This window comes from Roseibium sp. QJM3NY_11 (genome assembly GCF_056173175.1).
Genome location: NZ_CM149660.1, coordinates 1,810,591 through 1,824,643 on the forward strand (window position 1 = coordinate 1,810,591; position 14,053 = coordinate 1,824,643).

General features: G+C 55.8%; 11 protein-coding genes and 1 tRNA gene. 1 reads left to right on the forward strand and 11 read right to left on the reverse strand.

Annotated features, from left to right (window positions below):
• Positions 1-196: 196 nt before the first annotated feature.
• Both AC0VX3_RS08265 and AC0VX3_RS08270 read right to left on the reverse strand, forming a co-directional pair.
• Positions 197-2,521: a methyl-accepting chemotaxis protein gene (locus AC0VX3_RS08265; RefSeq protein WP_475524303.1), complete on the reverse strand. Its 2,325-nt coding sequence runs from the start codon at positions 2,519-2,521 to the stop codon at positions 197-199.
• A gap of 125 nt (positions 2,522-2,646) precedes the next feature.
• Entirely contained in the window at positions 2,647-2,913 is a 267-nt protein-coding gene (locus AC0VX3_RS08270; protein WP_475524304.1) for a hypothetical protein, read from the reverse strand.
• Between the two features lie 638 nt (positions 2,914-3,551).
• Between AC0VX3_RS08270 and AC0VX3_RS08275 the strand changes: the two genes are divergently transcribed.
• Positions 3,552-4,757, forward strand: coding sequence for a hypothetical protein (locus tag AC0VX3_RS08275; protein ID WP_475524305.1), 1,206 nt, complete (start codon positions 3,552-3,554; stop codon positions 4,755-4,757).
• Between the two features lie 597 nt (positions 4,758-5,354).
• On the opposite strand, the gene AC0VX3_RS08280 is transcribed toward AC0VX3_RS08275, so the two are convergent.
• The 9 genes from AC0VX3_RS08280 to AC0VX3_RS08320 all read right to left on the reverse strand — a co-directional run bounded on the left by AC0VX3_RS08280 (position 5,355) and on the right by AC0VX3_RS08320 (position 13,943).
• A complete protein-coding gene (locus AC0VX3_RS08280; RefSeq protein ID WP_475524306.1) occupies positions 5,355-5,753 on the reverse strand; it encodes a hypothetical protein in 399 nt (132 codons plus the stop codon).
• Positions 5,754-5,770: 17 nt separating this feature from the next.
• Entirely contained in the window at positions 5,771-6,169 is a 399-nt protein-coding gene (locus AC0VX3_RS08285) for a hypothetical protein (RefSeq protein WP_475524307.1), read from the reverse strand.
• A 97-nt stretch (positions 6,170-6,266) separates the two neighbouring features.
• Positions 6,267-8,612: a hypothetical protein gene (locus AC0VX3_RS08290; RefSeq protein ID WP_475524308.1), complete on the reverse strand. Its 2,346-nt coding sequence runs from the start codon at positions 8,610-8,612 to the stop codon at positions 6,267-6,269.
• Positions 8,612-9,094, reverse strand: a complete 483-nt coding sequence (locus AC0VX3_RS08295; RefSeq protein ID WP_342895996.1) for a hypothetical protein — start codon at positions 9,092-9,094, stop codon at positions 8,612-8,614. The genes AC0VX3_RS08290 and AC0VX3_RS08295 overlap by 1 nt, the downstream gene beginning before the upstream one ends.
• Positions 9,095-9,229: 135 nt before the next feature.
• A complete protein-coding gene (locus AC0VX3_RS08300) occupies positions 9,230-9,733 on the reverse strand; it encodes a GNAT family N-acetyltransferase (protein WP_475524309.1) in 504 nt (167 codons plus the stop codon).
• Between the two features lie 194 nt (positions 9,734-9,927).
• A complete protein-coding gene (locus tag AC0VX3_RS08305) occupies positions 9,928-11,298 on the reverse strand; it encodes an EF-hand domain-containing protein (RefSeq protein ID WP_475524310.1) in 1,371 nt (456 codons plus the stop codon).
• 57 nt (positions 11,299-11,355) lie between these two features.
• Positions 11,356-12,009, reverse strand: coding sequence for a Hint domain-containing protein (locus AC0VX3_RS08310; protein ID WP_475524311.1), 654 nt, complete (start codon positions 12,007-12,009; stop codon positions 11,356-11,358).
• Positions 12,010-12,856: 847 nt separating this feature from the next.
• Entirely contained in the window at positions 12,857-13,222 is a 366-nt protein-coding gene (locus tag AC0VX3_RS08315) for an N-acetyltransferase (RefSeq protein WP_475524312.1), read from the reverse strand.
• A 644-nt stretch (positions 13,223-13,866) separates the two neighbouring features.
• Positions 13,867-13,943 (reverse strand) — tRNA-Met (locus tag AC0VX3_RS08320).
• Between the last annotated feature and the right edge of the window lie 110 nt (positions 13,944-14,053).

The following is a 14,053-nucleotide window of genomic DNA, read 5'->3' on the forward strand; positions in this document are numbered from 1 at the left end:
GCAGTCGGATCTGTTTTCATTCCTGAAAGGTGCCCCGGGGCCGGCGCTTGCCTGAACAATTGCCGGCCCCGGAGCCGGAGGTCCCTTGTGGGGGAAGGTCCCTCCGTTTGTTGCGACGAGGCGGTGGCCTCGATGCGCGGTCCCGAACGGCGTCCCTGACGCCTGGGCTTCATGCGCCCGCATGCGGGCAGATGCTCTAGGCGGCTTGCCGCAGCCTGTGCTCGAGTTCCGCGTGCAGTTTTTCGATATGGTCGCGCTTGAGCGGGAATTGCAGCGTGGTGGTGCCGTCCTCCACCTTTGCGATGCGGGCGTCGAGCGGTGCGGACAGTGCGTCGGCCTGCAACAGGACCGGGGTTCCAACGTCCCCTTCCAGGGCAACGTCGATCACGCAATATGCGGACGTCACCTTGCGCATCGTCACGGTGTCGGTGTGCGCGTCCATGGTGACCCGCGCCGGCCAGTTCACCTCATGCACCTGGTAGGTCTCTTCATCCCCGCGGCTGGCAATGGCCTCAAGGAAGGTTTCCACCTCCGAGCCGAGCACGACGGCCTCGTCATAGACCACATTGCTGCCGGTCATGACGTGGTCCGCCGTCTCGGAACTGGTGTCGGCGTTGCTTCGCATCAGCGAGACGCTGTCCTGCACCCGGGAGGCATTCTGGGAGACGGTTTCCATGCTGCGCGCGATCTCCGTGGTGGCATCCTTCTGCTGACTGACCGACGCGGCGATGCTGACGGCGGTTTCCGTCACGTTGCCGATCGCTTCGTAGATTTCGCTCATGGACATTTCGGCGCTCTGAGCGGTCTCCTGGACGGCGCCGACCTGTTCGCTGATATCTGCGGTCGCCCGGGCGGTCTGTGCCGCCAGTTCCTTGACTTCCGCGGCCACCACCGCGAACCCCTTGCCGGCTTCGCCCGCACGGGCGGCTTCGATCGTCGCGTTCAGTGCCAGAAGGTTGGTCTGATCGGCAATTTCGCGGATCAGGTCGACCACACTGGTGATCTGGCCGGCGACGGTCAGAAGGCGATTGAAGTTGTCGCGGGTCTGTTCGGCCTTGGTGGAGGCACCGGAGGCGATCTCCGCCGACTGATCCGCGTTGCGCCTGATTTCCTCGATCGACGAAATCAGCTCCTCTGCCGCCGAAGAGACGGTCTGGACCATGCTCGAGGTTTCGGTTGCGTCCTTGTCGAGAACCGCGGACTGGTCGACGGTAATCGCGGACATCTCGGTGAGCGACCCGGCGGATGCCGACATGTCCGACGAAGACCGGGACATGCGCTGGAAGATGCCGCGAATGGTGTTTCCAAACACGTCGATCATCTGGTCCAGTTCGTAGCGGCGGCGCGCGACGGTCTCTTCGGTTGCTGCCTGTTCGTCGCGCAGTCTCTGGCGCTCGACCAGGGCTTCATGGAAGACGATCACCGAACGGCTCATCTCCGCGATTTCGTCCCGGCCCCGGGGGGTGTCGATCTTGACGTCGAGACGGTTGTTCGTCAGGTCCTGCATGACCTGCACCAGCCGGACCACGGGCCGGCTGATCAGCCGCCCGAGGCTGAAGGCCGTCACGAAGCCGATGATGAGGCCGGCGAGGGTGGCGGCGGACGCAAACACGATGGCGGTGCTCGTCTGGGCATGCACCAGTTCCTCGATCGCGTGCTCCGACGCGACCGCGATGGCATTGATTTCCTCAAGGTCTTTGGAAATGATACTTGCTTCCTCGACCATGACCTCATGTTCAAGCCGGCGGATGTCGTCATCAAGCATCTCGAATGTCCCGAGGGCGTCGATATAGATGTCGAGCTGTTTGATGGCGTCCTCGATCAGGGCGCGGTCCTTGGAGGAAATATTGTCGATGGCACTGTCGGTCAGATCTCTTCTTACCCGGTCCATTTCCGCGAGGGCGTAGTCCAGATTCGTGTTCTGGTGGGCATAGACAAACCTGTTGGCGTGATCGCGGGCGATCAGAAGATGAATGATTGCATCTGTCACGAGTGAGAGCGCCCCGGACGGTTTGCTGCCTTTCAGTTCGCCTGCAAGAACATGTTCGAAAACGAGTTCCAAATCTTCCTGCAGGGTGTCGCCGGCCTTGTGCAGCCTGTCGTCGATCAGTTCGCTCTGCTGCCCTCTTTCCTCCGCGAGCTTCAGAAAGTTCGTCCAATAGGCATCGATATGTTTGCGGGCATCCTTGAGCCGATCGAGTTCGCGGGGATCGTGCATGATCTTCAGCTTGTTTTCGATCAGGACGGTGGCTTCATGATAGGCGGCCACGGCCTCCGACATTTTTTCGGAGCTGGAGCGGGAAATGAATTCCTTGGTGCTTCCCTCGAGGTTCGCGAAAGAACGCGTGATTTCCGCGGTGGCCGCCAGAACGTTGCCCTGATCGGAGAATTCGGTAAATTCCTTGTCAAGCACGCTCAGGGTCACCACGAAGGTGCCGCCCAGAAACGCGAACAGGGTCAGAAGAACGCCGAAGGCGCAAAAAAGCTTGTTTGTCAGTCGCAGATTATAGAACCAGGTCATGTCGCCTCCGATGCGCATTCGTGTCCGCATTCCTCCGGCCGGGATCGGCCGGAGGCCTGAAAACCTGCAGGTTTCGGACTTGCGCTTGTTTTCTTGTCAAAGGATCGGGAAAAGCCCCGGACGGCTCAGTGGAGGCCGCCGGTGTAGCGGGACAGGAGCGAGAGCCAGCTCTGATAGGCCTCGCTCATGTCCGGTTCGGGGGCCGTGTGATCCTGCGCGGAAACCGGCGCCGGGTCCGTGCCGCCGGCATCGCCGGTCACAAAAGCCGCCAGCACGGCGGCGCCCGGGACTTCGTGCAGCCCGGTTGCCGCGACCGGTACGAGCCGATAGGCCGTGGGGGCCAGCGGTTCGCCGGCCATGAGAGCGTGATCGATGGGGTCCTTGCGTGCCAATTCGGGCATCCTTCTTGTCAAGGTGGCCAGCACGTCCTGCACAGTAAACGGACGGGGCAAGCCTGAAGCTTTGTTGTCGTTGCGACCTTGCTTCGACCTGTTCCGGCCGTATGAAGGTTCGTGGTTGCAAACCTGAAATGCAGAAAATTTGAACTTAATTCGATCCCCAAATGGGGACGGGGGTCACGCACCCCAGGCTTCCGCGATCCGGATCAGGCGAAGTGACACGGCCGTTTCCGACTGGAATTCAATGGCATGAATACCGGAGCGAGACCGGTGGCAACGCGCGGATTTGCGCGCTTTTCGCGTATCCGGACGATGGTTGGCGGTCTCCAGTCGGGGTGCCGCGACCGGAGACCCGGCGGCGCGGTCGCCGGGGGTGGAAAATTCTCGCTGACGGGGGCGGCAGATCGAAAAGTACCTTGCCGGAGGATGCCCGTTCGGGACCCTGTGAAGGCACAGGCGCCGAAAAAGGCAGTGCCAAGAAAACTTGAAAGTTGCAATTTTCAATCAATTGGCGAGACTGCGGAAACGGGCAGGGCGGGTAGGTCACTTGCGGGGCGCAGGACGCGTTGAAGCGTAAAATACAGGCGGGTCGGCAGAACACGGGACCTTTGAAGACGTGCCATGGGGGGTAGATGAGCTGCAGAGCGAACCTGATTTTGCTTTTCCTGACATGTGTGCTGGTTTTGACCGGTCTTGGGAACCCGGGTCCCGCACTGGCCCGATCGAACAGCTCGAACGAAATTCTGTTCATATTCAATCACGGGTCGTCGACGAACGTCCTGACCGAAGTGTTCAACAAGAACTTCGGCCATGATTGCTACTGGCTGCTCAACTCAAGACCACACTGGGTTCGGCATCTCGACGGGAAGATCATTCGAGGTTTGAGGGTTCGGGTCGAGACACCTTGCACTGGCACCGTGCTGGGCACATCTCACGACGAAGACGGTTGTGGCGGCAAAATCTGGGTCTGCAAACGGATTGAACTGATCTTGCAAACAATCGAAGATGCTAAAAAGCGTGGCTATCCGCCCGAACGGATCTTCGTGGGCGGACATTCAGCGGGAGGCTGGGCCAGCCTGCTGATCAAACGCTGGCATCCCGGTCTTTTCAACGGTGTCATCGTCACGGCCCCCGCTTTCGAAGGCAAGCGCAGCTCGCGGCAGTGCCGGCACCCGGTTTGTGATGTGAACCCTGAAAATGGAAAGAAGAAAGACGAGGTAGGAAAAACCTGGAAAAACGAAATGCGGCGGCAGCACGACACCCATCTTGCCATGGATGCCGGTCAGCCGCCCGATTTGCGCGCGCTTGTCATGTCGTTTCCCTGCGATCCGTTCGGCTGGAACAGCGAACTTCCCTTCGCAGGCAATGACAGCGTGACAAGCCTGACTTTCCCGGAGGATCTTTCCGCAAAGCTGAAATGTGCCCAGGCGGGAAAAACACAGCGCTACAGCCCTGGCGGGCGCAAGACAGTCCGTTGTGATGAGCCGAAAAAAACGGTTCCGAGAGACCCGGGAAAATCCGCGGTTTGCGGCTCCGGGCAAAGTGGCGATCGATCCTATGCGCAGGTTTTGAATTGTCCGGAGCATCTCGCACACCTGTGCGCCCTCAATCAGCATACCGAAGTGCACCGGCATCTGAAATTCAGCGACTACATGCTTTCAGAAGACGTCGTGAAGGCCTTCATCGAAACGCATCTGGACCGGGAATTGCCCCGTGGTGCCGCCCCGAACGGATTGCCTTGCGACTTTATCGATCAGGCAAAGCTCTGCCGACGGAACGACGGCGGAAAACAAAGCTCGACGAAACCTGGTTCCGGATCAAACCAGTCGCTGCCTTGATACCGGAAAATTCCAGTCCGGCCCCGGGACACGCCGGGGAATTTGTCAAATTGGGTCAGCCTTTCATCAAAGGTCGAGGGAGAATCCCGTGGCAGGTCAATTGATTGATTCAGAACTCATAAACCAAATTCTCCTGTGAGATAAAATTTAACGACGATAACGAACGCAAAAATCGCAGCATCCAGAACGATCACAGTAATTGTAAAAGAAATAATCCTGTATATCCATTTATTGACTCCATATTTTTCTTGAATTTTTAATATTCTTCCAAATAACTTATATATAATTACGAAAATTATCACAAAAGAACTAAAAAATACAACAGGCATATATGGGAATGCGGCCTCCCAAATACCTAAAAAACTTATATCACTCATAAAATTTGCCTGTAATTTTCTTTGTTGGCTTCAACGCTAAGGGCTTGTGTCTACGTAATTTCCCCCAACCGTCACCATACCGCAACGCCGGAAGAACCTGTCCGCGTCTTCCGCGTTCTCGCCATTGGTGATATGCACCAGCAGATGCGCGCAGCCACTTTACTTGCCGCGCCTTGAGCAAATTTACCCAAGGCAAAAGAAAAAGCGGCGCCAAAAATACTCATTTTGAAATTTCCTTAAGAAAAAACCTGCTGAAAATCAGTTCTTTTGATTTCGGCATAATGAAGTTGTATCTGTATATTATGGGAATTTTCTCCACTCTATATTCTGAAACAGAATACTTTGCCGAAGACAAGTTCACATTGATCAGGCCACTCTCAATTTTTGCATCTAAAATAACCTCATCGTTTTCCATAATACTCAACTCATGCTTTTCCTCATCTACCTGCACCAGAATTTCACGCCGCGAGTAAATAAAGCAAATAAAAGACATCAGTAAAGCCAGGAGAATATGATATATCTCTATTTCATCTTGCGGAACATAAAAAAAACCATAGATCCCTGACATCACTAAAATTAGAAAAAAAATAGAAATAGTCAGAAATACTGCATCAGGCACTCTCTGCTTAAAATTTCTCATTGCACTCTACTTTGCTGTATTTGCACTGTCGCGATCAGCGTGCCTTGCCCTAAAAAATGCTCGTCCGCATAGATCGAGGCAAAACCCAGAAGACCGTCTTCGGCGAGCGGCTCACCCGCCCCCGGCACAGCATAGATCAGCCCGATCCGCTCCGGCTCGGCCATGGCCTTGTCGAAGATCGCCCGGGCCTTGGCTTCGGAGAACGGAATGTCCCGGAAGATTGTACGCCCATGCGCCTCGCGCGCCAGATGGACCCCGGCAAGGCAATTCGCATCCGAGCCATCCGCCAGCCGGATTTTGACGCTGGTCCGCAAGGGCGCGTCCGCACCACTGGCCTTCCGGGCCGCCGCGTCGGCCGGCGTTTTCATTTCGTTTGAAACGCGTTCGCCCGTCACACGTTCGTCCCTGCCGGTCTGTCCCGATTGTGCGCCTTTGCACCGCCCCGGCGCTTCATTCCGGTTGCAATCCGGACTTTAGCAATGTCGGGACTGTTTACAAGCACCCCGGCTGCCCCGGAAACGCTGTCTTCCAGCCATTCCCCGGCGTCTTCCATGTCCCGGACCCCGCCGCACCGCTCCTGCGCTGTGGAAACGTGCGCACGCGAGCCACGCCATTTCCAGGGATGCCTCGCCGGTTTTGGTTCAACGTTCCGGTCGCGACCTGGCGCCGGGCGCGCTGCCGGCCAGCCCTCAGATCCCGTCTGCGTCTCCTTCCACAGACCGGTCGGTCGCCATTGACGGCCTCCACCTGCTCCACCCGGTGGCCCTCGGCCTCCGAGGCCAGCAACATGTCGCCGACCGTGCCGGTGGTGCCGTCGCTGCGGGTAAAGGTCGTCTTGCCGGTAATCACGGACCCGTCGGAAAGTTCAATCTGGGAGGCGTCGGCAGTGAGGTCGATCTCGGTGATGCCGAGTTCGGCCAGGGTCTTTGAGGTGGTCGACCCGTCCGCATTGGTCACCAGCACCTTGAACTTGCCGAAGTCGGCATCGCCGGCGTTCAGAACGCCGTCGCCATTGGAGTCAAACACCGAGGCCAGGGCTTCCAGATCGCTGGTCGAGGTCGGGTCCCATTCTGTGAACACGAACTGGCGCTTTTCCGTGATCTCGTTGCGCCCGTCCGGGTCGAAGTACAAAACCCCGTCGCCTTCGCCGGCCCAGGCCGTGCGATGCAGAAAGCCGTCGCCGCCGGTGTCGAGGAACACGGTGGACCGGTCCAGAGCGGTGACCTCGAGGCCGTCGCCGTCCAGGTCGAGCAGGACGGGCTTTGTGCTGGTGTCACTCTCGCCGCTCGACTTCTTGGTTTTCTTGTTGTCGTAGAGCTCTTCCTGTTCCGCCCGACGGAATTCCTTCGCGCTGACAACACCGTTGTTGTCATAGTCGCCGAGACCGCCGCTCCCTTGACCCGTCGTGCGGGACTGGCTGGTATCGACGCGCGCACCTTCGGGATCCCGTCCCGAATTCTGATCCGCGCCGGACGCGGCTGCGGTAGCATTCCGATGGGCTCTATCCTGAAAAATGATGTCGATGGGGCTCTCGTTCCCGCCCCCTCTTGCCATGTATTCGGCAACGACCGCAGCCCGAACCGAGGCATTGTCGTAACCGGCTTTTGCAGTCGCATATCCGGCTGCTTCCGCGCGGCCATATCGGCTGTCGCGATAACCGGGGTCGAGATCCGTCAAGTAATCTGTGACGTCCTTTACGTCGACACTCAATGCCCTCCCATCGAGAGAAGCAAGCGTAGGGTTGCCGTCCTTGTCGACCTGCCCATAGCTCAACGTCCATACTTGGCCGTCAAATTCAGTATGAGGACCAAAGTCAAATCCTTGGCGATCGGTCCAGGAATCGTTATGCACCCGCACGCCGCCGGCGACATAGGTATGGAAGTCCTCGACCTCGAAATTGTAGGTCTTCCAGCCTTTTTTGTAGACCGGCTTCAGTGCCAGGTTGCCGTTTTCCGGGGTAACGTAGCCTTCGGCCTGCTCGAACATGTCGGCGGTTGCAGCGGAATAAACGATGCGCTCGGAGGTCACTTCGGCCTCGGACCCGTCGGCAAGCACCACGGTGCCTTTGCCTCTTGCAACGAGGCCTTCGATCTCACGGAAGCCGCCATGGGCGGTCAGGAACTGGTGCCCCGGCGTGGTGACGAGTTCTCTTTCGGCGCCATCTTCGATCCACGTCAGGCGCAGCCACTCTTCGGTGATGTTGGTGAAGGTGCGGACAACTTTTTTAGGAACGAGGGCACTGCGACCGTCTCCATTGCTTGGATTAAACGCGGATATACGGTCCCCAGCCTCTATTTCCTCAATTGAAATCGATTCCCCTTCGCAAAGTAAGACTTTGGTTCCCTGTGCAAAGCAATGGTTTATCGCGCTCTCAAAGGCCTTTTCACGAATTGCTTTATTAAGCGCCTTATCAAGCGCAACCAGTATATTTGAAAAACTTAAAAAATTATCATAGAAGCTCCTGATTTTTACTTCCACATAGGCGCCAAAATCAATATTTTTTGCAATCGGAAGCTGCGCAGTGAGTCCTAGAGTAGCATCGGTATCGATGGTAACGCTAAGAGGGCCTTTCCCTAGACCCAACTCCGTGACCTTCCCATCGGTTGCTACAGTTCCATTAATAGCCTTAAAATCTAAAGAACCTTCGTACTTAGTACTCTTCTTTACGTCGCCTGTTATTGAGAATTTTGTTTCGTTGTTTATTCCAAATTCAAATGGTCCTGCTTCTTTGGAGCGCGTTTGATTAGTGAATATTCCTGCATCTCCCGGCGAGTAAAATCTAAAATCATGGTAATCATAGGGATCGTAGGACTGCGTCCTAGTAAATATACCTTCCATCAGTATTTCTCTCTCAATAGATCAATGAAATTTCTTGCCTTGCCCTCAACGCTATTTCCAGAAAGAAGAAAATCTTTGTTTTCTGTAAGCTTGTATGCAAAAACCTGCAAAACACAGCTTAAATTTTGCGGTCTGTCACCAGCGCTTGAATCGTTTATGCCAACAATTCTAACTAAATTTTCGTTCTGCAACTTGATGATCAAACAAAAATCCGATTCTCCTTGGAACTTAAGCGCTACTTCAGGCCTCAAATCCGGAAAAAATTTTGCTACCTTTTGTAAGTTCATCTTCCCTTCTTTTAAGTAATGGTCACCCGATACGAATATGAAATCGGAAGAATTTGGTTTCTCCTTTACCTCGCCATAAAACGAATAGACGCGGATCATAGAAATCAGAAAGTTCCGAATATAGTCTTCGTCGACAGACCAAACAGGGTTGATTGGTTTAACATCGCCGCGGGCACCTCCCGCACTTACGCTCATGGCGAATAAAATTGATAGTATTAATGTTGATAGATGGTTCCTCAAGGCAACACTCCCATATTCAAGATGCTTGCCACATTCTTTTCTTTAACTCGAATGTGCCAAGAATTATCGATTGAAATACGACGAAGTATTTTAGAATTCCGCCGACAAATCAGAATAATTCCCCCCAACCGTCACCATCCCGCAGCGGCGGAAGAACCGGTCCGCATCCTCCGCGTTTTCGCCGCTAGTGACATGCACCAGCAGGTGCCGGCAGTCCCTTTCCCTGGCCCATTGCCGCACCGCCTGCACCAGCCGCAGGGCAACCCTGCCGCCGAGCAGGGTGCCGGAGAGCCTTTGGGAAATGTTCAGCGTCTGCACCGTCGCGATCAGCGTGCCGGTGCCCAGGAAATGCTCACCCGCTTGCGCCGATGCAAAACCCAGAAGCCCGTCTTCGGCAAGCGGTTCGTCCACCCCCGGCACGGCGTAGATCAGCCCGAAGCGGTCCGGCTGGCCGGTCGCCGTCTTGAAGATCGCCCGGGCCTTGTCTTCGGAAAACGGAATGTCCCGGAAAATCGTGCACCCGTGCGCCTCGCGCGCCAGATGGATCCCGGCCCGGCAATCGCTCTCCGAGCCATCCGCAAGCCGAACCTTCACGCTGGTCCTCGCAGGCCTGTGCGGCCTACTGGCGGCCTGCCGGCCCGCTACGCCGGCCGGCGTTTTCATTTCGTTTGAAGCGCATTCGCCGATCACGTGTTCGCCTCTGCAGGTCTGTCCCGATTATGCGCCCTTGTACCGCCCCGGGCACTTCATTCCGGTTGCAATCCGGACCTTAGCAATGTTGGGACTGTTTACAAGCACCCCGGCTGCCCCGGAAACGCTGTCTTCCACCCATTCCCCGGCGTCTTCCATGTCCCGGACCCCGCCGCACCGCTCCTGCGCTGTGGAAACGCGCGCACGCGAGCCACGCCATTTCCAGGGATGCTTCGCCGGTTTTGGTTCAACGTTCCGGTCTCGACCTGGCGCCGGGCGCGCTGCCGGCCAGCCCTCAGATCCCGTCTGCGTCTCCTTCCACAGACCGGCCGGTCGCCATTGACGGCCTCCACCTGCTCCACCCGGTGACCCTCGGCCTCCGAGGCCAGCAGCATGTCGCCGACCGTGCCGGTGGTGCCGTCCGAGCGGGTAAAGGTCGTCTTGCCGGTGATCACGGACCCGTCGGAAAGCTCAATGTTGCTCGCATCCGCCGTCAGGTCGATCTCGGTGATGCCGAGTTCGGCGAGTGTTTTGGAAACGGTTGACCCATCCGGCAGGGTGACCATCACCTTGAATTTCTGGAAATCCGTGTCGCTCGCGTTCAGCACACCGTCGCCGTTGCTGTCAAAAACCGAGGCCAGAGCTTCCAAGTCGCTGGTCGCCGTCGGGTCCCATTCGGTGAAGACGAACTGGCGCTTTTCCGTGATCTCGTCGCGCCCGTCCGGGTCGAAATAAAGCACCCCGTCGCCTTCGCCGGCCCAGGCCGTGCGATGCAAAAAGCCGTCGCCGCCGGTGTCGAGGAACACCGTCGAGCGGTCCAGGGCCGTGACCTCAAGGCCGTCGCCGTCCAGGTCGAGGAGGACGGGCTTTGTGCTGGTGTCACTCTCTCCGCCCGACTTCTTGGTTTTCTTGTTGTCGTAAAGATCTTCCTGCTCCGCCCGACGGAATTCCTTCGCGCTGACAACACCGTTATTGTCATAGTCTCCTAGACCGCCAGTGCCTTGGCCCGTCGTGCGCGACTGGCTGGTATCGACGCGCGCACCTTCGGGATCCTGTCCCGAATTCTGATCCGCGCCGGACGCGGCGGCAACGCTCTCACCCTTGTTGCGAGCGTGCTTGATTGCAGCTTCGATTTTGGAAAATTCGTGTGGGTCGGTGATCGGCTCCGGAAGCAGTCCTGCATCTTTCTGCTTTGCCGTCTGACGATGCAACGTTTGTTCTCGCCAAGAGGCAAAAGCTATGTCGGTACCGGAAGCCCCCGCGGCACCCATTCCGAATGCGACGGATTCCGCTATCGCGGTCGGGGTGTTTCTGTAAGTCTCGGCCTGCCCGAAGCGGTATCCGATGACAAGATTTCCGTTCAGTGGCATCAAGCCGCCATTGCTCAGCTCAACAGTCGCCTGGCCGTCAAGTTGTTCCCAACCGGGGTACTCAAAGCCTGTGCCGTTATTGTAGGAATCGTTGTGCACCCGCACACCGCCGGCGACATAGGTATGGAAGTCCTCAACCTCGAAATTGTAGGTCTTTCAGCCTTTTTTATAGACCGGCTTCAGCGCCAGATTGCCGTTTTCCGGGTACACATAGCCTTCCGCCTGCTCGAACATGTCGGCGGTTTCGGCGGAATAGACGATGCGCTCGGAGGAGACCACTGTCTCGGAGCCGTCGGCCAGAACCACGGTGCCTTTGCCGCCGGCAACGAGGCTTTCGATTTCGCGAAATCCACCATGGGTGGTCAGGAATTGATGACTTGGAGTGGTGACGAGTTCTTTTGCCTCGCCATTTTCCGACCAAGTCAGACGTAGCCACTCTTCGGTGATGTTTGTGAAAGTGCGGAGAACTTTGTTGGGAACGAGGGCACCGCGACCGTTGTCTCCGATAGGGTCGAAGGATATAACTTTGTCACCGGGAACAATTTTTTCAATGTTTTTCGTATCGCAATTCTCTAGGCAGATCCGCGTTCCTGCCTCAAAACATCGCGTTCCGAAGTCAACAAAACGTAATTCAATTCCATGCAAAAACTGGGACCAGATGAGCTCCTGTAGTGGAACATTTTCATAAGCGTCAGGGAAGGTATTTGGGTGTCCAGAAAGACCGCCTTCATAAACGTGTTTTACAATCCGCTCCATCGCGGCTTCGCCATGCTTGCCCCCGTGATATGCTCCGAAAGCTCCACCAAACACTGCTCCAATCAGACTCCCCCCGTCGCGATGCCACCAAATTCAGCGCCAAATGCAGCGCCAAGCGTAGCCCCAGAAAGCCCCCCAACCCAGCCACCTGCCTGGACTTGCGCTTGTCCGGGTATACCCGATTTGTAAGCTTCGATTACTTCGATTACTTCGATTACTTCGATTGACTCCGTGACACCCATTGCCCCGATAGAATAACCAAGCCCTCTCATACTAAAGTGATGTAGTGCACCGCCAACCGCTCCGTAGACTGAGGAGATCATACCATTTGCGTCGTCCGCCATAACTGCGAGGCCGCTACCCATTTTTACTACCCTTGTGTGAAATTGCGCCGAACACGTTCAACAGAAATGCATAAAAGAATATTGAGAAAGTTGTAAAAGTTATAAAAAAGTGAAATATACTATACCATCCGTAGGTTAATTGAAGCTTTGTTAAATCTGTTTCATTTGATAATTTGTAGCAAACAAAAAATGACAGTAAAAATGATAGAAGTGTCGCAAAAATAGACGAAATAATACTTTCCATTGTTATTTGATATCTTTTTTTGAAAATACTTAGGTATGCAATTGCCAAAATGATAGGTGTAGCAATTGCTAGAGAACTTTGGATAATATAATATGAGGAAATAAAACAAACACTTCCATTCAGAAGATCGTAATTTAAATATCTTCTATAATTTTCTTCTACAACAGGAATATGATTAACACTATTATAGTTCGTGCAGAAAAAACTGCCCACATTTGTGCTAAGCCAAAAAATTGCTATTGCAGCATTTATTGCAACAATGATCCAAGCGTATTTCAATTACATTCCCCAAATATTAATTCAATTTTCAGCTCTAAAATACTCTAAGTTTGTCGAAGTAATTCCCCCCAACCGTGACCATCCCGCAGCGCCGGAAAAACCGGTCCGCGTCTTCCGCATTCTCACCATTGGTCACATGCACCAGCAGATGCGCGCAGCCCCTTTCCTTGGCCCATTGCCGCACCGCCTGGACGAGTCGGAGGGCGACCTTGCCGCCGAGCAGCGTGCAGGTAAGTTTTTGGGAAATATTCAGCGTCTGCACCGTCGCGATCAGCGTGCCGGTGCCCAGAAAATGCTCGCCCGCATGGACCGAGGCAAAGCCCAGGAGACCGTCCTCGGCGAGCCGCATGTCGCCGCCCGGCACAGCAAAGATCAGCCCGAACCGCTCCGGCTGCGCCACGGCCTTGTCAAAGATCGCCCGGGCCTTGTCTTCGGAAAACGGAATGTCCCGGAAAATCGTGCACCCGTGCGCCTCGCGCGCCAGATGGATCCCGGCAAGGCAATCCGCCTCCGAGCTATCCGCAAGCCGAATTTTGACGCTGGTCCTCGCAGGCCCGTGCACCCTACCGCCGGCCTTCCGGCCTGCCTCTTCGGCTGGCGTTTTCATTTCGTTTGAAGCGCGTTCGTCGATCACATGTTCGCCCCTGCAGGTCTGTTCCGATTATGCGCCCTTGTACCTCCCCGGGCACTTCATTCCGGTTGCAATCCGAAGCCTAGCAATGTCAGGACACTTTACAAGTGTCGCGGCTGCGGCAAAAGGATTGCTTTCCTACAGTTCCTCAACGGCTTCAATGCCCTGGACCCTGTCACTCAGTCTCTGTGCTGTGGAAACGCACGCGGGCGGGCTGCGCCATGATCAAAGAACTCTGGGGGAGGCGTGGGGGAAAGGATTTTGAGGCTACATAGGTGGCACTGTCCATTTTTCGGGACACGTCTATGCCAACGAAAGAGGTGCTCGCAACAGTTTTTGTAACGCGCGTTTTGACGTGGGTGCGCAACACGGTTTTGACGTCGAAAACAGAAATTTCCATATTTTCAGGGAAATGGTAGCGGAGGAGGGACTTGAACCCCCGACACGCGGATTATGATTCCGCTGCTCTAACCAGCTGAGCTACTCCGCCATCCATGCGGCAGGACCGTGGAAGGCCCCTCGCGACGTGGGGTGCTTATAGTGAGGCTGCGGGCGGGCGTCAAGCGTGGATCTTGCGCCCGCGCGCATTCTTTTGCCGGG